The sequence below is a fragment of the Ramlibacter henchirensis genome (assembly GCF_004682015.1).
GTDB lineage: Bacteria > Pseudomonadota > Gammaproteobacteria > Burkholderiales > Burkholderiaceae_C > Ramlibacter > Ramlibacter henchirensis.
Genome location: NZ_SMLM01000001.1, coordinates 408,445 through 429,758 on the forward strand (window position 1 = coordinate 408,445; position 21,314 = coordinate 429,758).

A 21,314-nucleotide genomic window follows, 5' to 3' on the forward strand; every position below is an offset into this window, starting at 1 on the left:
GACGAAGGGGCGCGCCCTCCGGTGAACAATGGAGCCGATGCGAGAAGACTCCACCGTCCAGCTTCCCTGCGGCCTCCTGCGCGGCGCGCGCGTCCCGGTTCCCGGCGGCGCACAGGTGCTGCGCTTCACTGCGATTCCCTACGCGGCCGCGCCCGCCGGTCCGCTGCGCTGGCGGCCGCCCCAGCCGGCGCCCGCGTGGATCGGGGTGCGGGACGCGACGCAGTTCGGCCCCGACCTGCCGCAGGTTCCGGGGCCGTTGATCCGCGGCAACGGGCAGAGCGAGGACGCGCTGCACCTGAACGTGTGGACGCCGGACCTGCAGCCTCGGCAGCCGCTGCCGGTCATCGTGTGGCTTCATGGCGGCGGCTTCGTTTCCGGCAGCGGCACCGACCCGCGCGCGGACGGCGCTCGCCTCTGCGCCGAAGGCGCGGTGGTGGTGAACGTGAGCTATCGCACCGGCCTGTTCGGCTTCCTCGCGCACCCCGCGCTGTCGGGCGAATCGCCGCAGCGCACCTCGGGCAACTACGGCCTGCTGGACCAGCTCGCGGCGCTGCGCTGGGTGCGGGACAACATCGCGGCCTTCGGCGGCGACGCGGCGCGGGTGACGCTGGCCGGCGTGTCGGCCGGCTCCGCATCGATCTCGCTGTTCCTCACCAGCCCGCAGGCGCGCGGACTGTTCGATCGGGCCATCCTGCACAGCCCCGGCGCCGGCCGGCCCCTGGCGACGCTGGAAGATGCCGAGCGTGCCGGCCGCGAGCTGGGCGACGACATCGAGGCGCTGCGTGCGCTGGATGCGGCGGCGCTGCTGGAGAAGACGGGCATGCTGACGCCGAAGGTGCGCGGCCTGACCACGCCGCGCGTGCTGCGCCCGATCGTCGACGGCTGGCTGCTGCCGCTGCAGGATCGCGAGGCGTTCAGGATCGGCGCCTTCACGAGGCTGCCGATCATCGTCGGGAGCAACCTGGACGAGGGCTCGATGCTGACGCGGGACTGGCCCGTTCGAGACCTGGCTTCGTACGGCGATCTCGTGCGAAGGAACTTCGGTGAAGCGGCCTCGCAGGTGATGGCGCTCTACCCGGCCCGCACCGATGCCGACGTTCGCGGCCGGGTGGCCGAGCTCTTCGCGGACACGCAGTTCAACTACGGCACGCGGCTGATCGCGCAATCGATGGCGGGGCGTGGCCAACCCACGTTCCGCTACCTGTTCCTGCGGCGCCGGCCGGGCAGGGCCGACGGGCCGCAGCACGGCGAGGAGGTGGCTCACGTGTTCGGCAACTTCGGGACCAATCCCGTCGATGCGCTGGACGAGCAGCTCTCCTCGGTGCTGCGCCGCACCTGGGTTCGCTTCGCCGCGACCGGCGACCCGAACGGCGGCGGCGCGCCGCGATGGGAGCCGTACGACCCGGCCGCCGACAACCACCTGGCGTTTGGCGACACCATCGCGCCGGGCCGCGCCTGGCGCGCGGCGCAGCTGGATTTCCTCGAGCATTACTGCGGGTGAGGCACTGCGGCGAGGTTGTCGCCGCAGGCCGCACCATCCCGCCGGCTCCGGCTTACTGGCCGAAGATCAGGTGCGCGATGAGGCCCGTCGCGATCGCGGCGAGGACATAGTCCGACCCCACCTGCACCCACTGGTGGCCGCGAGGCGGCGCCGCCAGGTGATGCTGATGCCAGTCCGACACGACGTGGTGACGCTGGCGCAGCTCCGCCGGAAGCCGGCCGCCGCGTTGGAACTCCGGGCCGCGCGCGTTGTAGTAGCGGCGCCCGTAGCGCCGTTCCTCGCGCGCCGCGCGCAGGTCGCGCTGTGCTTCCCGGAGATCCCGCCGCGCCTCGCGCTCTTCACGGCGGGTGTCCGCGTGGCGCAGGTCGCGCCGCGCGTCCCGGATGTCCTCGCGGGCTTCGCGCGCGTCCTGGCGTACCTCATGGCGCGAAGGCTGCGCGAAGGCCAGGCTGGTAAAGCCCAGGGACGCGAGCGCGATGCTGCAGACGATGGTCTTGGAGGTCATGTCCTGTTGCTCCGTGGTTGGGAGCCTCCATGCTCGCGGCGCATTGCAAACCCCGGGCGAAGCGCGCGTGCAGCGGATGCAAAGTCCTTCACCGGGGCAGGCCGCTTCCTGCTCTGCAGGCGGGCTTCTTCCGGCCGCCGCGCTGCCGACGAGCCAGATTGCGGAAACTGCGTAGCATGGACGGGCGCCCAGCCTGTACACATCCACCATGCGCATCCTGCTCATCGAGGACGACCTGGTGCTGCGCGACGTGATGCTGCGCAGCCTGCACGATGCCGGCCATCGCGTCGACGTGGCCGCGAGCGTGGCGGAGGCCGACCACCTCTGGCAGATGCAGGCCTTCGACGCGGTGTTGCTGGACCTGACCCTTCCCAACGGCCCGCAGCCGCTTGGCGGCATCGGCAGCGGCCTCACCGTGCTGAAGGCCGCGCGCGCCCGCGGGGATCGCACGCCGGTGCTGGTACTGACCGCGCGCAACCGGACCGATGAGCGCATCGCGGGCCTGAACGCCGGTGCGGACGATTACCTCGGCAAACCCTTCGACCTGGGCGAAGTGGAGGCCCGGCTGCGCGCGGTCGTGCGGCGCACGCAAGGCGCGCAGGAGCAGGTGCAGGTCGGCGCACTCGCGCTCGATCGCCTCACCCGCCGCTTCACGCTCGACGGCCATGCGCTGGAGCTGCCGGCGCGCGAGTTCGAGGTGCTCTGGGAGCTGATGACGCCGCCGGGCCGCGTGGTCAGCAAGCGCGAGCTGTCTTCCAGGCTGTCGGACTCCCAGGAGTACCTGGGCGACAACGCGCTGGAGGCTTTCGTGTCGCGGCTGCGCAAGAAGCTCGGGGGCCACGGCGTGGGCATCCGCACGCTGCGAGGCCTGGGTTATCTGCTGGAGGCGCAGGCTTGATGCGCGACGGCCTGCCGCTGTCCGCGCGGCTGCTGCGGCAGGTGCTGCTGCCGCTGGCGCTGACCTGGCTGGCGGGCAGCCTGGTGGCGGCCGGCATCGCCTACCACTTCACGCAGCGCGCCTTCGATCGCTCGCTGCTGGACGATGCGGTGCTGATCGCCTCCAACGTGCACCTGCGCGGCGACAGGCTGGAACTGACGCTGACCCTGGACGAAGTGAATCGCGTCCTGTTCGACCAGACCGAGCGCATGCTGTTCAGCGTGCGGGCGGCGGACGGCAGCCTGGTCGCGGGCGTGCGCGACCTTCCGGCGCTCCGTGTCAATCCGGGTGCCTTCGAGTTCGGCGACCTCGAGCGCGACGGGCTCGCGCTGCGCACCATCAGCCTGCACCGCGAGTCTCCGCGGCCCTTCGACGTCGTGGTCGCGGAGACGACGCGCGGGCGCAGCAAGGCCTTGCAGCGCCTCGTGTGGTGGTCGCTCCTGCCGCAGGCTCTGCTGCTCATGGTGCTGGCGGCGTGGTTGCGGCGCGCGATCCGCGGCGAGGTGCGCCCGCTGGCGCACCTGGAGGCGGCGCTGGGACGCCGCGGCGCCGCCGACATGGCGCCGGTGCAGGTCGAGCATTCCAGCCGGGAAGTGGAGGCGCTCTCGGCCGCGCTGAACGACCTGCTGGCCCGGCTCGATCGCAGCCTGCGTGCACAGCGGGAATTCGCGGGCAATGTGGCCCACGAGCTTCGCACGCCGCTCGCCGCGATCCGCGCGCTGGCCGACTACGGCCTGGCGCAGGACGATCCCGCCGCCTGGCGCGAGCAGTTGCGCAAGATCGCCGCGAGCGAAGCGCGCGCCAGCCGCATGGTCGACCAGCTGCTGGACCTTGCGCTGGCGCTCGAAGCCGAGGCCGGGCTGCAGACCGACGACGTCGCGCTGGACGAGCTGGTGCGCGATGCCGTGCTGCGCTTCCTGCCGCGCGCCGATGCGGCCGGCGTGGACCTTGGCGCACGCGGCATCGAAGCGGCCGCCGTCGTCCGCGCCAACGCTTCGCTGGTCGAGGGCATCCTCAACAACCTGCTGGACAACGCGCTTCGCTACGGCGGGCGCAGCGACGCCGAGCTGCCGGCCGTCACGGTGGCCTTGCAGGACACGCCCAGCGAGGTCGTTCTCTCGGTGCAGGACAACGGACACGGACTGCCCGGCGAGATGCAGGCCCAGCTCGTGCAGCGCGGAGCGCAGGGCGAGACCGGCCAGCTGCTCGGCGAAGGAGCAGGCCTGGGCCTCGCGCTGGTGGCGCAGTACGCGCGGCTGATGGATGCGCGCATGAATCTGGGGGCCGGTGACGATGGCCGCGGCTGGCGTTGCGAGATCGGGTTCCCGCGGCGTGGTGACAAACGCGAACAGGCGCGTTGAATCGTCACTCGAAATTCATCTCGGCCGCGCACACCCGGATCGAATCGCTTCACCGCGCCGCGCCGGGCCCGGCAACGGATCACCAGCGCTCCGGCGAGGAAATCAGCGTTCGCGGGCGCACGCAACATTGCTGATCGCTGCCTGACCTCCTCCCCCACACGCAGGATTGCCCGGTGTTTTGCCGTTTGGCCCGCCGCTCCTAGATTGGTCCGCCCAATCCACAGGAGGTGAAGCATGCAACCGAGAAGTCTGTTCCAACCCGGTCGATGGGGAGCGTTCCCTGGGTTGGCGGCGGTGGCCGCAGCGCTGATGCTGGCGTCCGCCCCGGCTTCGGCGCAGATCAACAACCCGCCCCTGCTGCCGCAGGGGATCACCGTGTTCCCGCAGCGCGACTTCACGTCGGTCGAAGGCTTCGCGCCGAATGCGGACGTGGTCGTGCAGGTCCGGCGCGGCGGCGACGTGGTCAGCGATGCCCGGGGGCGCACCGACGCGACCGGCTTCCTCGAAGTGAACCATCCGGGCGGGGTGTGCTGGAGGGACGTCACGCCCGACATCGCCGCGGGCGACGTGGTGCGCGTGACGTACCGCGACACCAGCAACAACCGGGCACTCGTGCCGCCTCCGGTCGCCGGCTCCGGCGCGGCCACCAACACGCAGAACGTCACCGCCACCCAGGCCAGCGACACCGGCACCACCGTCGTGATCAAGGGCACGGCCCAGCAGGCCAACGGCAGCCGCATCCCGCTCAACCGGCTCGAAGTCCGGATCATCAATCCCGACTTCATCGACCCGCCGACGAGCCGGATCAACCGGCGCGACATCCGCGCCGACAACGCCGGCGGACGGGTGGAGGGCATCGCCGGAGCGACGGGAACGCTCGCCTATGACACCGCCACGTCGACCAGCTTCACGGCCGTGTTCACCGGACTGAACGACGCCGAGCGCGCGCTTGCCGTCGCCGGCCAGACGCGCGTCCTGGCGTGGCAGCAGACCACGGCGGCGGGCGACCGGCTGGGCATCACCATCCACGAGGTGGGCGAGGTCGGCGGTCCCGGCATCGGCGGCTGCCCGCCGGGACCCGGCGGTGCGATCCCTCCCGCGCCACCGGATCCGCCCGTCCACTACGACCCGGCGCAACTGCTCGGCGCCGAGCAGCCGCAGCCGGCCTTCGTGACCGTGTTCCCGGAGCGCGACTTCCTCTCGGTCGAAGGCTTCCCGGAAGGCGCCGACCTGCAGATCGTGGTGCGGCGGGGCACGTCCAGCGCGCCTGTGATCGGCACGGCCCGCGGGATCGTTCCCCGGGGCGGCGTGTTCGAGGTCAACCATCCCGGCGGTGTGTGCTGGAGCGGCCAGACGCCCGACATCCAGGCGGGTGACTGGATCGACGTGTTCCGGGTCGTCGACCTGTCCTTCTCCGTGGGACAGAAGCAGCAGGTGATCGACACGCGGGTCACCAGGAGCGCGTTCATCAACGCCGACGGCAACGTCCGGGTCAACGGCATCGCCCTGGATCCGAGGACGGGGCAGCCGTTGCCACTGAGGTTCGTCGAGCAGCGCATCATCAATCCGGACCTGGTCAACACGCGCATCGGCCGCCGCGACGTCCGTGCGGATACGGCCGGCGGGCGCGTGGAGAACATCCCCGGCGCCACCGGCAACCTGCTGCGCACGGGCGGCAGTGGAAGCAGCGAATGGCGAGCCGTCTACACCGGGTTGAACGCGACGGAGCAGCAGCTCGTGCTGGCAGGACAGAACCGCGCGATGGCCTGGCTGTCCACCAACGCCGACGGCGACCGCTTCGGCCTGACGATCTCCGAGTTCGGTGAGGTGGGCGGCCCGGGCATGGGCGGCTGCCCGGCGAGCGGAAACGCGTCCATCGCGATTCCCTGACGGACTCGAGGCGACGGCGCGCTGCGGCTTCGGCGGCAGCGCGCCGCGGCGTATCCTCCCTGTCACCGCAGTGTCGGGAGAACGCCATGGTCTTCACCACGGAGCGGCGCGCCGCGCTCGCCTTTGCCTGTCTCCTTCTCCTCCTCGGCGCGGGCGCTTGGGCCTGGTTCGTGTGGTCGTCGGCGCGCGCCTCCACGTATGAGATCCGCACCGGCGATGCGGTCTCGGGCCTCATCCGTGGCGCGCCGGTCGAGTTCCACGGCGTCGAAGTGGGCCACGTCTCGCGGATCGATCTTCTCGGCCCGGCGTCGGTGCGCATCCGCATCGAGGTCGATCCGAAGACACCGGTCAGTTCGTCCACCGTCGCCACGGTGGACACGCGCGGGCTCTCCGCGAGGGGCTTCACCGGCTACGTGTACGTGAGCCTCGACGACAAGGGGCCGCCGGGCGCACCGCTGGCGCGGACGGCGGAAGGTCCCCCGGTCATCGCTGCCGCGCCCTCGCAGTCGGCCAGCCTGGACACCATCGTCATGGACATGAACCGGGCCGTGCAATCGACGTATGCGCTGCTGCGCGCGAGCTTCGATCCCGAAACGGTGGCCAGCCTCCAGCAGACGGCGCGCTCCGTCCGCCAGCTGACGGACACCTTGGCCGCCGATCGCGCCCGGCTCGAAGCAGTCCTGGCCGGCGCGGAAGCCACCACGCGCCGTTTGCCGCCGCTGCTCGATCGCGCCACCTCGCTGGCATCGCGGCTCGAGACGCAAGCGTTGCCGCGGACGCTGGTGACGCTGGAGGCGGTGGACCGCGCCTCCGGTTCCATCAGCGGCCGCATGGAGCATCTGCTGGGCAGCATGCAGCAGGCCGGCAGCCGCATGGAGCCGCTCCTGCTTGCCGGCAGCGAGGTGGCGGGCTCCCTGCAAAGCGACTTGCTGCCGCAGGCGGAGCGCACGTTGCAGCGGCTGGAGCGGCTGGCCGCCACGCTGGACGACACCGCCACCCACCTGCGGCGCGATCCTTCGATGTTGTTGCGGGGCGCGCCGCCTCCCACCCCCGGACCGGGCGAGGCCCGGTGAGCCTGCCTGCGCGTCGCGGCTTCGCGGTCCGGTGGGCGATCGCATCCGGCGTGCTGGCCCTGGCGGGCTGCCTGCAGCCGCCGAACGCGCCGCCGCAGGTCCACCTGGCGGTACTCGACGCCGAGCCCGCGCAGCTGCCCAGGGGGGCTGCCACGCCGGATGCGCTGCTGGTGCACCGCCCGCGCGCGCGGCCGCTGCTCGACACGACGCAGATGCTCTACCGACCGCGTCCGCATGAGGTCGGCCATTTCGCGCTGAACCGCTGGGCCGAGCCGCCTGCGGACATGCTTCACCCGCTGCTGGTGCGCACGCTCGAGCGCACCGGCCGATTCGCCGCGGTTCTCGTCCCGCCGCCGGGCGGCAGGCCACGCTTCTCGCTGCGGACCGAGATCGTGGAGCTGGTCCAGGACTTCACCGTCACCCCGCCGGTGCTGCGCTTCGCGCTTGGCGTTCGGCTGATGGACGAGAGCAGCTCGAAGGTGCTGGCCGCGCGCGAGATCCGCCGGACCCAGGCGATGGAGCAGGGCACGCCCGCCGCGGGCGTGGCCGCCGCCAATCAGGCGGTCTCGGCCGCGCTGGCGGAAGTGGCGGGGCTGGTGCTGGAGGCCGCCGCCGCTCCGTAACCCGGCAGCATCCGCCGCAGCGAGTCGTCGCGAAGGAGGAGGTGGTGCCGCAGCGCGGCCGCGGCGTGCACCAGCGCCAGCAGCGCAAGCGCGTAGGCCAGCCAGCGGTGCACGTCGATCCAGGTGCGGAAATGCTTCGGGTTCACCGGCACCAGGTCCGGCAGGTCGAACAGGCCGAGGAACGTCACGGGATAGCCGCCGGCGGACGACATCAGCCAGCCGCTGACCGGGATCGCGACCATCAGCCCGTAGAAGCAGAGGTGGACGAACCGCGCGAGGAACCGTTGCCACTCGGGCAGGCCGCCGGCGAGTTGCGGCAGCGGATTGGCCGCGCGCCAGGCGAGGCGCAGCGCGACCGCCAGCAGCGCCGCGACGCCCACGGCCTTGTGCACCAGGATCCAGGTGATCTTCGCGCGGTCATAACCCACGTCGGGCATCCCGACCATCAGGGTGCCCATCACCAGCAGCAGGACCAGCACGACGGCCATGGCCCAGTGCAGGACGATCGCGACCGAGCCGTAGCGGTCCCCGGTGTTCAGCAGCGCGGAAGACCTCACGCTCTTCATCACGTCAGGATAGGGAGCGGTGCGTGCGTGCGCGCACGAGGCGTGACCTATTTTTTGCACCGAATCCGGTCAGACGTGACGCCGTGCAACTGACTGTCACCTGACCGCGGTTCGCACGCCGGCCCTGCCGCGTCTGGGAGAAAAGAACAAAGCCCCGCCGGACGCGCCCCGGCCATGGTTCTGCGCCATTCGCGCGCCCGGCACACGCACCCGGCATGGTGCTTCCCGCGTGAGGACCCTCCTCAAAACATGCAGTTCTGGCCCAGGGCCGTGAGCCGACCCGGCACCTAAATTGGATCGACCGCGCCGCTCCGCGCAGCCCGCAAGCGCGAGCCGGCGCAATCAGGCACAGAAACCCGCAGGGGATCCGCCATGACCGATCCACATGATCCCGGCACCACGTCCGTGGCCGTCCTGGATTCACCGAAGAGCAGCTCGCGACGGCTGCTGTTCAAGACCGCCGGCGCATCGGCCGCGGGCATTTTTGCGCCCCAGCTGGCGACCGGGCAGACGGCCCTGACGACGGCCGCGCGTCCGCCGAGTCCGCCCACGACGCCGTGGGCGCAAGAGCTGCCGGTGCAAAGGCCGATCGAGCCGGAATCCAACCTCAGCCCCGCGGGCACGGGCATCGCGGGCGAGAAGGAATGCGGCCGTGCCGACCACCAGGCCTGGAGCCGCTTCGCGCCGCAGCTGTTCTACAAGGTCGACGTCAAGATCGGCTCGCACAGCTTCCATCCGGAGCTGCCGACGGCGGAAGTCTGGGGCTACGAGGGGAAGGTGCCCGGACCGCTCTTCCACGCGCGCTACGGGCAGCCGATCCTCGTGCGCTTCCGCAACCAGCTGCCCAATTCCGTCCAGGGCTTCGGTTCGCCCGACATCTCGGTGCACCTGCACAACCTGCACACGCCCTCGGAGAGCGACGGCTTCCCGATCGACTGGTTCAGCGCCGGCACCTGCGGGGCGACGCTCACGCGCCCAGGCGAGTACAAGGACCACCACTACCCGATGGTGTACGCCGGGGTCGATGCGTTCGGCGGGATCGGCGACCCGCGCGAGGCGCTGGGCACGCTGTGGTACCACGACCACCGGGTCGACTTCACGGCGGCGAATGTCTACCGCGGCATGGCCGGCTTCTTCCTGGCCTTCGACGAGATCGACTCGGGCAATGAGAACGACCCCAACCCCAACGCCCTGCGCCTGCCCAGCGGCGAGTTCGACGTGCCGCTGATGCTGTCGGACAAGTACTTCGACAGCGGCGGCCACCTGTCGTTCGACCAGTTCAACCAGGACGGCTTCATCGGCGACAAGTGGCTGGTCAACGGCAAGATCCAGCCGTACTTCCATGTCGCGCCGCGCAAGTACCGCTTCCGGCTGCTGGCCGCCGCCACCGCGCGGGTGTGGGACCTGCAACTGCGCTTCCAGAACCGCGCGCAGAGCTTCGCGCAGATCGCCAACGACGGCAACCTGTTCGAGGCCCCGCTGCTGCGCAGCAACGTGATGCTCGGGAACGCCGAACGCGCGGACATCGTGGTGGACTTCTCCAGGTTCCCGGTCGGCTCCGAGCTGTTCCTGACCAACCGCCTGAAGCACCTGGACGGCCGCAAGCCCGAGAACGACTTCCTGGCCACGCCCGACCAGGTGCTCAAGTTCATCGTCGACCGGCCGCTTCCGGGGCCCGACAACAGCCGGGTCCTGAGCCACCTGCGCGACCAGCCGCCGATCACGATGTCGGAGGTGGTGAACACGCGAAATTTCGTCTTCGCCCGCAGCGGCGGCGGCTGGACGATCAACGACCGGCAGTTCGCCAACCGGCCGCTCGCCTCGCCGAAGAAGGGCACCGCGGAGATCTGGAACCTGGTCAACCCGAGCGGCGGCTGGGCGCATCCGGTCCACATCCACTTCGAGGAAGGACGCATCCTCAAGCGCAACGGCGGCGATCCGCCGGCGCACGAGCGCGGACGCAAGGACGTGTACCTGATCGGCCCGAACGAGCGCGTGCAGGTCTTCCTCCGCTTCCGGGACTTCGTGGGCAAGTACGTCATCCACTGCCACAACACCATCCATGAAGACCACGCGATGATGGGCCGCTGGGACATCGTCGCCTGACCCTGACGAGGACCGCCATGACAGCCTCTGCTCAAACCCGGGACGAAGCCGGCGCACCCCGCAGGCCCCTGTTCTCCTCCGAACGCCGCCGCGACTGGCTCACGGCCTGCGCGGGCGGACTGGTGGCAGCCGCCGGCGCCGGCGCCGCCTACCTGCCCTGGATATCACCGCGCGTCCACGCGCAACGCCGCGCGCAGCCGGCCCGCCGCACGGGCTCGCGCCTGCCCGACGTGCCACTGCTCACCCACGACGGCAGGCAGGTGCGGTTCTATTCCGACCTCGTCCGCGGCCGCCTCGTGTTCATCAGCATGATGTACACGCAGTGCAGCGAGCGCTGCCCGCCGATGACGCAAGCCCTCAGGGGCGTGCAGGAGGCGCTGGGCGACCGCGTCGGCCGCGACGTGTTCATGTACTCGATCTCGCTGCTGCCCGAGTACGACCGCCCGGCGGACCTCCAGGCCTACCGCGAGCTGCACCGCGTCGGGCCGGGCTGGACGTTCCTCACCGGGGCGAAGAAGGACGTGGAGCAGGTGCGGTACGCGCTGGGCTTCTACGACCCGGATCCCGAGATCGACGCGGACCTGGGCCAGCACACGGGCATGGTGCGCATCGGCAACGACGCGCTGGACCGCTGGTGCATGACGTTCATCTTGAGCGAGCCGCACCTGATCCTGGAAGCGTTCATGGGCGTGGACCCCGTCAGCCGCGCAGCGGGCGCCAGCTGGGCACGTCCGATGCAATCCTGATGGCCGCCATGAAGGTCGCCGCCCCGCCGGGCACGGGGCGACAATCTCATGGATGTCGCAGCCGCTCCAGATCCACACCGACGTCCTGATCGCGGGCGGAGGGCCTTGCGGGCTCATGCTGGCCAATGAGCTCGGCCGCTTCGGCGTGCGCGCATTGCTGGTCGAACCCAAGGCGGGAACGGCGTTCAACCCGCAGGCCAATGCGACGCAGGCGCGGACGATGGAGCACTTCCGGCGGCACGGGTTCGCGCAGGAGATCCGCGAGGCGGGACTTCCGCCGGACCACCTGACCGACATCGCCTACTTCACCCGCTTCTGCCGCCATGAACTCGCACGCTTGAGGCTGCCGACGGCGCGGCAGGCTGAAGCCGCGATCAAGGGCATGGGCGGATCGTGGAGCGCTGCCGAACTGCCGCACCGGGTCTCGCAGAAGTTCGTGGAAGCCGTCCTGCTGCGCCACGCGCGCAAGTACGCCACCAACGAGATACGCCACGGCTGGCGGCTGGTGGATTTCGAGGACACGGGGCAGGAGGTGCGGGCCCGCGTGGCTTCGAGCGATGGCGCGAACCTGCAGCACGTCAGGGCACGCTACCTGGTCGGCGCCGACGGCGCACGCAGCCTGGTGCGGCAGCAACTGCGCATCGACTACGCGGGCGCCACGGGTTTCCGTCGCCACTTCATGGGCGGCAGGATGTTAGCGGTCTACTGCCGCGCGCCGGGCTTCTACGACCTGTTCCCGCACGACCGCGCATGGATGTATGTCTCGGTCAATGCGCAGCGGCGCGCGTTCATGGCGTCGGTGGACGGCAGGAGCGAGTTCGCCTTCCACGCCGCCATCCACGAGGGCGAAGACGCCGACGCGTGGACCGAGGCCGACGCAAGGCGCATCTTCTCGGAGGCGATGGGCTGCGAGATCCCGATCGAGGTGCTGTCGATGCTCACCTGGACGGCGGGCCATGCGCTGGTGGCCGAGCGGTTCCAGCAGGGGCGTGTGTTCCTGGGCGGCGATGCGGTCCACCTGTTCACGCCGACGGGAGGCCTGGGCTACAACACCGCGGTCGAGGATGCGGTGAACCTCGGATGGAAGCTCGCGCACGTCGTGCAGGGCCGCGCGCCCGAGAGCCTGCTGCGCACGTACGAGCTCGAGCGCAAGCCGCTCGCCCAGCGCAACACCGCGTATGCGAAGCACTTCGCCGATTCGGTCGGCCTGTTTCCCGCCACGCCGGAGCTCGAGGCCGACACGCCGGCAGGCGCGCAAGCGCGGCAGGCCGCATCGGCACACCTGAACGCGCACGTCCGGCTGGAGTTCAACATCCCGGGCGTCACCTTCGGCGGGCGCTACGACGGCTCGCCCATCGTGGTGCCCGACGGCACGTCACCGCCGCCGGACACACCGAACGAGTACGTTCCGACCGCATGCCCGGGAGGCCGCCCGCCCCACGCGTGGCTGGAAGACGGACGATCGCTGTACGACACCTTCCACGTGGGCTGGACGCTGCTGGCGCTGGGGCCGGACGCGCCCGATGCAGGTGGCTTCCAGTCGGCCGCGAAGGCAGCGGCGCTGGACCTGCAGGTGGTGCACCATGCGAATCCCGGACTGCTGGCGCTCTATGAAGCTGCGCTGGTGCTGATCCGCCCCGACCACATCGTCGCGTGGCGCGGCCAGGATGACCGCAGCGCCGGCGCAGTGCTGACGGCGTGCACGGGCGGGTAGGGCGCCAGGCGCGCTGCCGCTGCGCTTACGCGTTCGACAGCACCAGCAACGCAGCCGCTTTCGCCCGCCCCACTCGTCGAAGCCGATGGTGGAGGTAGCCCGGGAAATGGATGCAGTCGCCCTGCTTGAGCGTCACGACATGGTCGTGGAACATGACTTCGACCGTGCCGGCGACGACGTAGAGCATCTCCTGCCCGGAGTGGCGCGCCTCGGTGGTCCCGGGGTCCGGGCCCGGATGCACCAGGAAGGCCTCGAAGGAGCCGACCGCCTTGCCGTGGAGCAGGGGCCTGAACTGGTGCTCCCCCGGCTCGCGTGACTGCTGCAGGCGCGGGCTCGACTGCAGCTCGGCCGCGCGCGTGACCTTGATCTCCGCCTTGTCCAGCGTCTCGCCGAGCAGGTGCCCGATCGAGGTGTTCAGGGTCTTGGCCAGCTGGGCCAGCATGGCCACCGAGGGCGACTTGTGGTTGTTCTCGATGCGCGAGATGTGCGCCTTGTCGACGTCGACCGCGCGGGCGAGCTCCTCCAGCGTCAGGCCGCGGCGGCGGCGCAACTGGCGCACGCGCGCTCCCATGAGCGTGGGCGAGGCGGGGGTCTGCTGTTCGGATGCGTCGCGGGCCATCGTGGGCGGAAGAGTTCGACCGTGCCATGCTGCCATAGGTCAACATGTTGACTTATGAGCGAGGTCAAGATAAGGTCAACCTGTTGACCGGAGAACCCCCCATGGAAGCCAAATCGCAGACGCGTGACCGCGTCGACCAGGAACTCGCCAGCAAGATCCAGCTGGACACTCGCACGCCCGCCGAAAAACTGGTGCTCGCCTGCCGCATGCTCGGCGCCCGCGGCCACTGGCACGGCGGGCTGGCCGGGCAGATCACCGCGCGCGGCCAGGAGAAGGGCACCTACTGGACGCTGAAGTTCGGCATCGGCGCGGACGAGGCGACACCCGCCGACCTCATCCTCGTGGACGAAGACCTGCGGCCGCTGGACGGCGTGTCCCTGGCCAACCCGGCGGTGCGTTTCCACCTCTGGGTATACCGCGTGCGTCCCGATGTGCAGAGCATCGTCCACACCCACCCGCCGGGCGTGACCGCGCTCTCCATGACGGGTCAGCGGCTGGCGGTCGCGCACATGGACTCGACGCCCTTCTACGACAACTGCGGATACGTGGGCGACTGGCCCGGGCTGCCGATCGGCGACAACGAAGGCGAGGTCATCGCGGGCGGACTGGGCAAGCGCAAGGCGCTGCTGCTCGCGCACCATGGCCTGCTGACCGCCGGCTCCACCATCGAGGAAGCCGCCGTGCTGGCGATCTGGCTGGAGCAGGCCGCGCAGGCGCAAGTGCAGGCCGCCGCCGTCGGCACGATCCGCGAGGTGCGGCCGGAGCTTGCCCTCGAAGCGCGCGACTTCCTGCTCAAGCCGCAGATCACCGGCCTGACGTTCCAGTACTTCGCCCGCAAGGTGCTGCGCGAGTCCCCCGGCTGCCTGTCGCCCGCGCAGTCCGCTGCACGAGCCTGATCCATTTTCCGGGACCCCGAATGAAAAGACGCAACCTCCTCACCACCGGCGTGGCCGGCGCCGCTGCCGCCGTCGCGAGCACCGCGCATGCGCAGACCCTTCCCACGATCCGCTGGCGCATGCCTTCCAGCTTCCCGAAGGCGCTGCCTACCGTCTTCGGCGGCGCGGAGGCGATCTCCGCCATTGTCAGCAAGCTCACCGATGGCAAGTTCACGATCTCGGCCCACGCGGCCGGCGAACTGGTGCCGCCGCTGGGCATCCTGGACGCCGTGCAGACCGGCACGGTCGAGTGCGGACACACCGCGGGCTTCTACTACATCGGCAAGGAACCGGCGCTGGTGTTCGACACCGGCGTGCCGTTCGGAATGAGCCCGCGCCAGCATGCCGCCTGGATGATGCACGGCGGCGGCCTCGACCTGATGCGCGAGGTCTACGCCAAGTTCAACGTCGTGCAGATCCCCTGCGGCAACACCGGCGCGCAGATGGGTGGCTGGTTCCGCAAGGAGATCAAGGCGCCCGCGGACTTCAAGGGGCTGCGCATCCGCGCCGCCGGGTTCCTCGGCCACGTGTACACCAAGCTCGGCGCCACGCCGCAGCAGATCCCGGCCTCCGACATCTATCAGGCGCTGGAGAAGGGCACCATCGATGCGGTGGAATGGGTGGGCCCCGCGGACGACGAGAAGCTGGGCCTGTCCAAGGTGGCGAAGTTCTACTACGCCCCGGGTGTGCTGGAGCGCGGCGCCTCCCTGTGCTTCATCGCCGGCAAGCAGGCCTGGGACGGCCTGCCCGCCTTGTACAAGGCGGCGCTGGAAGCGGCTTGCGCCCAGGCGAGCGCCGACATGCTGGCCAAGTACGACGCCACCAACGTGCCGGCGCTGCGCCGCCTGATCGGCAGCGGCGCCAAGCTGGGCTACTGGTCGCGCCCCATCATGGACGCGATGAAGAAGGCCAGCGACGAGGTGCTGAAGGAGCAGTCGGCCGCGAACGAGACCTTCCGCAAGGTGCACGACCACTGGAGCAAGTTCCTGGGCGACCAGGTGCTGTGGGCCTCGGTGAACGACGGCGCCGCGGAGCAGTTCATGATCAGCGGCGCCCGCAAGACCTGAGCTCCAGAACGACGCCGGCCGGCCATCGTCGCTGATGGCCGGCCGGTGTGCTCCCCGCGCTTAGAGCGGCTTGTCCTTGTCGCCGACCTTGCGCGTGCCGGCCAGCGATTCGTCCTTCGCGACGGCGCGCTCACGCTCGGTGCGGCCGGCCTGGCCCGCCAGTCGCTCGACGTCGACGTCCTTGCGGCGCACGTTGTCTTCGATGGTCTCCTCGCGCTCGCGCACTTCCTTGCCGACGCGGACTTCTTCCACCACGCGGGCGGTCTTGGCGACCACGGGCTCTTCCACCGACTCGCGCACTTCCAGCGTGCCTTCCTTGAAGTTGGAAAGGTCCTCACCGGTCGCAGGGCGGTTGACGGCGCGGCGTTCCACCACGGCGTGCTCTTCGCGCAGCCGGACGAGCTCGCGCACGGGCTTGGACGAGACGCGCTGCACGACGCGGACGCCGCCGCGGTCCAGGGTCCGCTTGCCGACCTGGAGCTCTTCTTCCACGACGTCCAGCACCTTGCCCTGGTCCGTGCGGACGTCACCCTGGCGACCGGTCAGGTTCTGCTGCGTATCGGTCACCGGCGGCTGCCAGCCCTCGGCGCGCCACTGCCTGGAGCGCTCGTCCACGTCCACCGCTCCCAGCTCGTGCAGCAGCGAGCAAGCCTGGTCGGCCTGGCGCTCATCGTTCGCGTCGACCACCACCACGGCGCTGCCGCGGCGGACCGCTTCGTCATAGGTGTAGGCGTGCTGGGCGTACGGGCTCTGCTGCTCGCGCCGCTCCTCCGCATCGTCCATGCCGAACAGGCTGGCGAAGAAGCCGCCGCTCTTTTTCTCCGTCCGCTCGGGCTGCTGGCGGACTGCCTCGCTGCCCTGCTCGTACTGGAGATGGACGTCGTCGCGGTCGAAGCCGGCCTGGGTCAGCCGTTCGACGGCGCGCTGCGCGGTCATGGAATCATCGAACGCGCCGATCACCGTGTACGGCCCGCCGGCGGTGCCATCATCCGCAGCCTTCCGGCCGGACACCGCGCCGAGCCCTGCGCCCACGGCGGCTCCCACCGCTGCCCCTGCCGGGCCGGTCATGCCACCCACCGCGGCGCCTGCCGCCGCACCACCTGCGACGCCGCCTGCCGCAGCACCGGCGACCGCACCGGCCCCGGTACCTTTTTTCTTGTCGTTGCTCTGTTCCATGGAAGTTCTCCTTGAATGTTTCCGGTGAATAAGGCTGTTCAACTTCCTTCGGGAAGCCACTGGCCGGTGTCCGGATCGAACCGTTCGACCACGACCCGCTCGCGCCGCAGCGTGAGGTCCTCCTGCGCCTGCGCCACCTCGCGGCGGCGGGTCAGCCGGATCTCCTCGACGAGCACGAGCTCCTTGCGCGTGACCAGGCGCTCCTCGATCACGGGCACGACTGTCACGTCGCCCTCCCGGCGAACGGACGGCGGCGCATCGACCACGCGCCCGATGGGAACGCGTTCGACGTCGACCGCCTCGCGGGCCACGGCCACCTCGGCCCGGACCTGCTCTTCGTCCACGTGCTTGCGCACGCGCACGGGCCGGCCGGAATCGACGGTGCGCCGTCCGATCTCCACCTGTTCCTCCGTCACGGGAATGGTCGTGCCGGGCGTCGGCGATGGAGCCGCGCTGGTTCTGGGGGGCTGCGTTGACAAGGGGCCCATTCTTGCGAAGGGGCGTGCGAGGTCTGTCGGCTCCTCCTGCCGGTGCGGGTAGGTTGTTGCCTACCCGTTCACTCCGCGCTACACCGCTCGTCCTTGGTTTGCGCTGCGACCCAATGCCCTCTGTGCCTCGTTCTCAAGTTCGATCGCGCGATCGAACTGCGGGAGGCCGAGCTCATTGAGCACGCGCTTGAACCGCGCGGCGACCTCCGGCTGCAGTGACGCCAGTTGCGAGCACAAACGGTTGGAGGCGCTTGGAAGTTCGTCATCCGGCACGACGTCCCAGACGAGGCCCCATGCCTGGGCCTGCGCGGCCGAGAACTCGCGGCCGAGGAGCATGAGTGCCTTGGCGCGCCCGAGCCCGGCATGGGCCTGCAGCGTTGCCGCCAGCCCGCCCGTGACGAAAACGCCGAGCGAAGCTTCCGGCAGCCTGAAGCGGGTGTTCTGCGCGGCGATGACGATGTCGGCGTCGAGCATCCATTCCAATCCAGCACCGACGGTCCATCCGTGCACGGCAGCCACCACCGGCTTGGGCAGTTCCACCAGCGACCGCGCCACGGCTTGCACCAGCACGAGATCCTCTTGCGTCGGTGCGTTCGTGATGTCCCTGCCCGCGCAGAATGCCCGACCCTCGCCGCGAAGGAGCAGCACGCGGACATCCTCGCGACCTTCAGCCGCCGCGATCGCGGCCAGGAGCTCGCGCGCGAGATCGTTGTCGATCGCGTTGAGCTTTGCCGGGCGGTTGAGCGACAGCGTCATGACGCCGCCGTGGATTTCGGTCAGCAGCTTGGTATCGGCCATGCCTTCGATTTTCGAGCGAACCGCGCTCAAAGGCCCATCACGCACATTCGATCCACACCGGAGCGTGATCGCTTGGCTTGTCGCGCCCGCGATGCTCGCGATCGACGCCGGTGGCCATCAGCCGCGGCGCGAGCGAGGCGCTGAGCAGCAGGAAGTCCATGCGGAAGCCCTTGTCGCGCAGGAACGCCTGCTCGTTGACCCAGAAGGTGTAGATCCGGTCATCCGGATGGAGATGCCGCGTGGCATCGACCCAGCCTTGGGCAAGAAGCCTCGCGTAGGCCGCTCGCGTTTCAGGCTGCAGCACGGCATCGAACTGCCAGGGCCACCAGTTGTAGATGTCGGCATTGGTCGGCACGACATTGAAGTCGCCCGCCAGCACGGCAGGCATGCCGGTCTCCAGCAGCTGCGCGGCGTGGGCGATCAGCCGTTCGAACCAGGCGAGCTTGTAGTCGAACTTCGGGCCGGGCTGCGGGTTGCCGTTGGGCAGGTAGACGGATGCCACCGTGATGCCGTGCACGTCGGCCTCCAGGTAGCGGGCCTGAAGGTCCAGGTCATCCCCTGGCAGCTGGCGGCGGCGTTCACGGGGGATGTCGCCGCGCGCGAGGATGGCCACGCCATGGTGCGAGGGCTGCCCATGCCAGAGCACGTGGTAACCCGCGGCCTCGAGCGCCGCGATGGGGAAGCGGCTGCCGCTCGTCTTGATCTCCTGCAGGCACGCGACGTCGGGCCGCGACTCCTCAAGCCACTCGAGCAGCCGCGGAAGGCGGCCGTTGATGCCGTTGACGTTGAAGGTGGCGATCTTCAGGGGCAGCCTCCGTTGCCGCCCCATCATGCCCGCGCTCACCAAAACAGGCTGAACGCCATAATGCCCGGATCGCCAGGCCCCCATGAACATTCATCCTTCGCGCCGCTGTGTATTGGCCTTGCTGGCTGCCTGCGCAGCGTCGCCGGCGCCGGCGCAGCCCGGCCTGCGCCGGCCGCTTCGGCTGATCGTGCCGGCTCCTGCGGGCGGGACCGCGGACTTCGTGGCCCGCGCCCTGACGCAAGCGTTGCACACGACCGCCGGTCTCACCGCGGTGATCGACAACCGGCCCGGTGTCGCCGGCGCGGTGGCCACGGAAGTCCTGCTGTCCGCGCCGCGCGACGGTTCCACCCTCCTGCTGTCCCCCAATTCACTGGTGACGGAGGTGCCGTACACCATCAAGCCGCGGTACGACCCGTTCAAGGACCTGGTGCCGCTGGTGGAACTGGCATCGATCGGGATCGTGCTGGTGGCCGATGCGGACCTGTCCGTGCGGACCCTGCAGGAGATGCTGGACTACGTGAAGGCCCGGCCCGGGCAGGTCACCTACGCATCCTTCGGGCCCGGCACGATCTCGCACGTGAAAGGGCTGCAGTTCTGCCGGGCAGCGGGTCTCGACATGCAGCACGTGGGGTACAAGGGATCGCCACCGGCGCTGCTAGACGTCGTCGGCGGCCGGGTGCCGTTCATGTTCGACGGCATCACCACCTCCGCGCCGCATGTCAGGGCCCAACGCCTGAGGGCACTCGCCGTGACGTCGCCCCGGCGCTCGCCTCTGCTGCCGGACGTCCCGACCTTTGCGGAGCTCGGCTACGGCGACCTGACGCAGACCGTCGCGATGACACTGTTCGCAACGCCCGAGGTCCCCGCAGCCGCCGCGGCGCAACTGCGCCGCCAGGTGCTCGACGCGCTCCGCTCACCCGAGCTGCTGGCCGCCTTCACCACGGCAGGCCTGGAGGTGGCGGCGCAGCAGCAGACCACCGACGATCTCCGGCGCGCGATGCGGCGGGAGCACGAGCGCACCGGACGCATCCTGGACAGCATCGGGCACACCCCCGCGTCCTGAAGAACCGTCGTCAACGGAGGACACATGGTCAAGCCGAATTCCAGGGGCATGTTCACCGTCTCGGTCGAATACGGGCCGTCGATGGTGCTCATCGCCTGCTCCGGTCCCGCGACGGCCACGGAGATCTGTAGCGCACTCTGGTTCGGTGGCGAGATCGCCCGTCGCGCCAAGCGCCCCCAGTTCCTCTTCGACCTGCTGGCCGTCGACTTCGAAGGGACCGACGGGGATCGAGAAGAGATCGGCCTGGTGGCCGCCAGCCTCTTGGGCCGGGTCGATCGCGTCGCCGTGGTGCTGTCCGCTGCCCAGAACACGGGAGTGGGGGAACGCTTCGCGCGCGAGTCCGGGTTGAAGTTGTGCAATTTCGAAAGCCTGGCCCCCGCGATCGATTGGCTGACCGCCTGACAGGCGCGCTGCGGAGCGAGCCTGTCGTCGCTGCGGTCAGGCGGCCAGACGCTCCTCCACGCGCAGCGAATGCGGAAAGAGCAGCGGCGCCAGCTCCGCCCGGTTCACCAGGGGCGCCATGTGGCGCAGGCCCGGCATCGACAGCAACTCCGATTGCGGCAGCTTCCGGTGCAGCAGTTCGGCCACTCGCCGGGCGGGCGCCGGTGAATCTTCTCCACGCACGATCCGCACCGGAATGCCCGCCTGGTGCAGCTGCGACACGTCCATGCGCGAATGGAAGAGCGCACCGAATTCGGCGCGCACCTTGGTCATGCGGCGCGCCACATCGGCGCGGCGCGTCGGCGCCATGCCGGCCCAGGCGCCCGGCGCGGACCAGTAGTCGACGAACAGCTGCGCGGCTTCGAAGTGCCGGCCCGAGAGGGTGAACAACGCCACGCGGCCGGCGACGGCGCGGATCTCCCCGGCGTGCGCGGCGCTGCCTTCGTCCTGCTCCAGCAGGTGGAAGGCGCTCGGCTCGTAGAGCGTCAGCGAGCGCACCAGGCCCGGCCGCAGCAGCGCGGCCTGGATCGCCACGGCGCCCCCGTAGGAATGCGCCACCAGGTGCACGCCGTGCTGCGCGCGAACTTCGGGCAGCACGTGTTCGGCCTCGGCTTCGAGCGTCACGGGCGAGCCGTTGGTCCACTGCTGGTCCGACTCGTAGCCGAGTAGGCAGGGCGTGTGCAGGGGCGCGGCAGGATCTAGCCACTCCGCGTAGCCGTTCCACTGGCGCGGACTGCTGGCGCTGCTGTGGATCGCGACGATGGGCGTGGGGCGGAAGAACGGGCGGATCGGGGAGGCGGTGTACATGGGGTTCCTCTCGTGGTCGGGATCCGCAGCATCCCCGGGGCAGGTAACGGCGGCGCCCCGTGCACGCGGCGCCCCGTTGCTGATTTGTTTCCG

21 protein-coding genes are annotated in these 21,314 nt (G+C 70.2%); 13 read left to right on the plus strand and 8 right to left on the minus strand.

Annotated elements, in window-relative coordinates:
• The first annotated feature begins 37 nt into the window (after positions 1 to 37).
• The gene (locus EZ313_RS02095) at positions 38 to 1,501 is read left to right on the plus strand and encodes a carboxylesterase/lipase family protein (RefSeq protein WP_167772466.1); all 1,464 of its coding nucleotides are present in this window, start codon (positions 38 to 40) and stop codon (positions 1,499 to 1,501) included.
• Between the two features lie 52 nt (positions 1,502 to 1,553).
• Here EZ313_RS02095 and EZ313_RS02100 read toward each other — a convergent pair whose 3' ends face one another.
• Positions 1,554 to 2,006, minus strand: coding sequence for an RcnB family protein (locus EZ313_RS02100; protein ID WP_135261568.1), 453 nt, complete (start codon positions 2,004 to 2,006; stop codon positions 1,554 to 1,556).
• A 208-nt stretch (positions 2,007 to 2,214) separates the two neighbouring features.
• On the opposite strand from EZ313_RS02100, the gene EZ313_RS02105 reads away from it, so the two are divergent.
• From EZ313_RS02105 to EZ313_RS23145, 5 genes are all read left to right on the plus strand, one after another.
• The gene (locus tag EZ313_RS02105; protein WP_135261569.1) at positions 2,215 to 2,904 is read left to right on the plus strand and encodes a response regulator transcription factor; all 690 of its coding nucleotides are present in this window, start codon (positions 2,215 to 2,217) and stop codon (positions 2,902 to 2,904) included.
• Positions 2,904 to 4,304 carry a sensor histidine kinase gene (locus EZ313_RS02110; protein ID WP_135261570.1) on the plus strand — a complete coding sequence of 467 codons (1,401 nt, stop codon included), beginning with the start codon at positions 2,904 to 2,906 and terminating at the stop codon, positions 4,302 to 4,304. Before EZ313_RS02105 ends, EZ313_RS02110 begins: the two co-directional genes overlap by 1 nt.
• Before the next feature lie 234 nt (positions 4,305 to 4,538).
• Positions 4,539 to 6,194, plus strand: coding sequence for a hypothetical protein (locus EZ313_RS02115; RefSeq protein WP_135261571.1), 1,656 nt, complete (start codon positions 4,539 to 4,541; stop codon positions 6,192 to 6,194).
• Between the two features lie 86 nt (positions 6,195 to 6,280).
• Positions 6,281 to 7,267, plus strand: a complete 987-nt coding sequence (locus EZ313_RS02120; RefSeq protein WP_135261572.1) for an MlaD family protein — start codon at positions 6,281 to 6,283, stop codon at positions 7,265 to 7,267.
• Positions 7,264 to 7,890: an ABC-type transport auxiliary lipoprotein family protein gene (locus EZ313_RS23145; RefSeq protein WP_167772467.1), complete on the plus strand. Its 627-nt coding sequence runs from the start codon at positions 7,264 to 7,266 to the stop codon at positions 7,888 to 7,890. Before EZ313_RS02120 ends, EZ313_RS23145 begins: the two co-directional genes overlap by 4 nt.
• On the opposite strand, the gene EZ313_RS02130 is transcribed toward EZ313_RS23145, so the two are convergent.
• Positions 7,824 to 8,456, minus strand: a complete 633-nt coding sequence (locus EZ313_RS02130; RefSeq protein ID WP_135261574.1) for a cytochrome b — start codon at positions 8,454 to 8,456, stop codon at positions 7,824 to 7,826. The genes EZ313_RS23145 and EZ313_RS02130 overlap by 67 nt on opposite strands.
• A gap of 372 nt (positions 8,457 to 8,828) precedes the next feature.
• On the opposite strand from EZ313_RS02130, the gene EZ313_RS02135 reads away from it, so the two are divergent.
• The 3 genes from EZ313_RS02135 to EZ313_RS02145 are packed head-to-tail and all read left to right on the plus strand — an operon-like array spanning position 8,829 to position 13,022.
• A complete protein-coding gene (locus EZ313_RS02135) occupies positions 8,829 to 10,562 on the plus strand; it encodes a multicopper oxidase family protein (RefSeq protein ID WP_135261575.1) in 1,734 nt (577 codons plus the stop codon).
• Between the two features lie 17 nt (positions 10,563 to 10,579).
• Positions 10,580 to 11,308 carry an SCO family protein gene (locus EZ313_RS02140; protein ID WP_135261576.1) on the plus strand — a complete coding sequence of 243 codons (729 nt, stop codon included), beginning with the start codon at positions 10,580 to 10,582 and terminating at the stop codon, positions 11,306 to 11,308.
• Between the two features lie 52 nt (positions 11,309 to 11,360).
• Positions 11,361 to 13,022: an FAD-dependent oxidoreductase gene (locus EZ313_RS02145; protein WP_135261577.1), complete on the plus strand. Its 1,662-nt coding sequence runs from the start codon at positions 11,361 to 11,363 to the stop codon at positions 13,020 to 13,022.
• A gap of 25 nt (positions 13,023 to 13,047) precedes the next feature.
• Here EZ313_RS02145 and EZ313_RS02150 read toward each other — a convergent pair whose 3' ends face one another.
• Complete coding sequence (locus tag EZ313_RS02150) at positions 13,048 to 13,641, minus strand: helix-turn-helix domain-containing protein (RefSeq protein ID WP_167772468.1); 594 nt, start codon at positions 13,639 to 13,641, stop codon at positions 13,048 to 13,050.
• A 101-nt stretch (positions 13,642 to 13,742) separates the two neighbouring features.
• Between EZ313_RS02150 and EZ313_RS02155 the strand changes: the two genes are divergently transcribed.
• Together EZ313_RS02155 and EZ313_RS02160 are read left to right on the plus strand one after the other, a co-directional pair.
• Positions 13,743 to 14,537, plus strand: coding sequence for an aldolase (locus tag EZ313_RS02155; protein ID WP_135261579.1), 795 nt, complete (start codon positions 13,743 to 13,745; stop codon positions 14,535 to 14,537).
• A 20-nt stretch (positions 14,538 to 14,557) separates the two neighbouring features.
• On the plus strand, positions 14,558 to 15,643 hold the full coding sequence (locus tag EZ313_RS02160; protein WP_135261580.1) for a TRAP transporter substrate-binding protein: 1,086 nt from the start codon (positions 14,558 to 14,560) through the stop codon (positions 15,641 to 15,643).
• Between the two features lie 60 nt (positions 15,644 to 15,703).
• Here the strand turns inward: EZ313_RS02160 and EZ313_RS02165 are convergent, their stop codons facing one another.
• The 4 genes from EZ313_RS02165 to EZ313_RS02180 form a co-directional block, all read right to left on the minus strand.
• The gene (locus tag EZ313_RS02165) at positions 15,704 to 16,819 is read right to left on the minus strand and encodes a YsnF/AvaK domain-containing protein (RefSeq protein ID WP_135261581.1); all 1,116 of its coding nucleotides are present in this window, start codon (positions 16,817 to 16,819) and stop codon (positions 15,704 to 15,706) included.
• Positions 16,820 to 16,857: 38 nt separating this feature from the next.
• Positions 16,858 to 17,298: a YsnF/AvaK domain-containing protein gene (locus tag EZ313_RS02170; RefSeq protein ID WP_205960313.1), complete on the minus strand. Its 441-nt coding sequence runs from the start codon at positions 17,296 to 17,298 to the stop codon at positions 16,858 to 16,860.
• Positions 17,299 to 17,385: 87 nt separating this feature from the next.
• Positions 17,386 to 18,105 carry an enoyl-CoA hydratase/isomerase family protein gene (locus EZ313_RS02175; protein WP_135261583.1) on the minus strand — a complete coding sequence of 240 codons (720 nt, stop codon included), beginning with the start codon at positions 18,103 to 18,105 and terminating at the stop codon, positions 17,386 to 17,388.
• Between the two features lie 37 nt (positions 18,106 to 18,142).
• Entirely contained in the window at positions 18,143 to 18,910 is a 768-nt protein-coding gene (locus tag EZ313_RS02180) for an exodeoxyribonuclease III (protein ID WP_205960367.1), read from the minus strand.
• A gap of 82 nt (positions 18,911 to 18,992) precedes the next feature.
• On the opposite strand from EZ313_RS02180, the gene EZ313_RS02185 reads away from it, so the two are divergent.
• Both EZ313_RS02185 and EZ313_RS02190 read left to right on the plus strand, forming a co-directional pair.
• Positions 18,993 to 19,973, plus strand: coding sequence for a tripartite tricarboxylate transporter substrate binding protein (locus tag EZ313_RS02185; protein ID WP_135261584.1), 981 nt, complete (start codon positions 18,993 to 18,995; stop codon positions 19,971 to 19,973).
• Positions 19,974 to 19,997: 24 nt separating this feature from the next.
• A complete protein-coding gene (locus EZ313_RS02190; protein WP_135261585.1) occupies positions 19,998 to 20,375 on the plus strand; it encodes a hypothetical protein in 378 nt (125 codons plus the stop codon).
• Between the two features lie 36 nt (positions 20,376 to 20,411).
• On the opposite strand, the gene EZ313_RS02195 is transcribed toward EZ313_RS02190, so the two are convergent.
• Positions 20,412 to 21,221: an alpha/beta fold hydrolase gene (locus tag EZ313_RS02195; protein ID WP_135261586.1), complete on the minus strand. Its 810-nt coding sequence runs from the start codon at positions 21,219 to 21,221 to the stop codon at positions 20,412 to 20,414.
• Positions 21,222 to 21,314: the final 93 nt, after the last annotated feature.

Excerpts from the sequence above, each read along its gene's own strand:
- EZ313_RS02165 (WP_135261581.1), bottom strand. The coding sequence starts at position 16,819 with ATGGAACAGAGCAACGACAAGAAAAAAGGTACCGGGGCCGGTGCGGTC.
- EZ313_RS02175 (WP_135261583.1), bottom strand. The coding sequence starts at position 18,105 with ATGGCCGATACCAAGCTGCTGACCGAAATCCACGGCGGCGTCATGACG.
- EZ313_RS02185 (WP_135261584.1), top strand. The coding sequence starts at position 18,993 with ATGAACATTCATCCTTCGCGCCGCTGTGTATTGGCCTTGCTGGCTGCC.
- EZ313_RS02145 (WP_135261577.1), top strand. The coding sequence starts at position 11,361 with ATGTCGCAGCCGCTCCAGATCCACACCGACGTCCTGATCGCGGGCGGA.
- EZ313_RS02115 (WP_135261571.1), top strand. The coding sequence starts at position 4,539 with ATGCAACCGAGAAGTCTGTTCCAACCCGGTCGATGGGGAGCGTTCCCT.
- EZ313_RS02190 (WP_135261585.1), top strand. The coding sequence starts at position 19,998 with ATGGTCAAGCCGAATTCCAGGGGCATGTTCACCGTCTCGGTCGAATAC.
- EZ313_RS02150 (WP_167772468.1), bottom strand. The coding sequence starts at position 13,641 with ATGGCCCGCGACGCATCCGAACAGCAGACCCCCGCCTCGCCCACGCTC.
- EZ313_RS02130 (WP_135261574.1), bottom strand. The coding sequence starts at position 8,456 with ATGAAGAGCGTGAGGTCTTCCGCGCTGCTGAACACCGGGGACCGCTAC.
- EZ313_RS02160 (WP_135261580.1), top strand. The coding sequence starts at position 14,558 with ATGAAAAGACGCAACCTCCTCACCACCGGCGTGGCCGGCGCCGCTGCC.
- EZ313_RS02195 (WP_135261586.1), bottom strand. The coding sequence starts at position 21,221 with ATGTACACCGCCTCCCCGATCCGCCCGTTCTTCCGCCCCACGCCCATC.
- EZ313_RS02095 (WP_167772466.1), top strand. The coding sequence starts at position 38 with ATGCGAGAAGACTCCACCGTCCAGCTTCCCTGCGGCCTCCTGCGCGGC.
- EZ313_RS02140 (WP_135261576.1), top strand. The coding sequence starts at position 10,580 with ATGACAGCCTCTGCTCAAACCCGGGACGAAGCCGGCGCACCCCGCAGG.
- EZ313_RS02135 (WP_135261575.1), top strand. The coding sequence starts at position 8,829 with ATGACCGATCCACATGATCCCGGCACCACGTCCGTGGCCGTCCTGGAT.
- EZ313_RS02100 (WP_135261568.1), bottom strand. The coding sequence starts at position 2,006 with ATGACCTCCAAGACCATCGTCTGCAGCATCGCGCTCGCGTCCCTGGGC.
- EZ313_RS02110 (WP_135261570.1), top strand. The coding sequence starts at position 2,904 with ATGCGCGACGGCCTGCCGCTGTCCGCGCGGCTGCTGCGGCAGGTGCTG.
- EZ313_RS02120 (WP_135261572.1), top strand. The coding sequence starts at position 6,281 with ATGGTCTTCACCACGGAGCGGCGCGCCGCGCTCGCCTTTGCCTGTCTC.
- EZ313_RS02105 (WP_135261569.1), top strand. The coding sequence starts at position 2,215 with ATGCGCATCCTGCTCATCGAGGACGACCTGGTGCTGCGCGACGTGATG.
- EZ313_RS02155 (WP_135261579.1), top strand. The coding sequence starts at position 13,743 with ATGGAAGCCAAATCGCAGACGCGTGACCGCGTCGACCAGGAACTCGCC.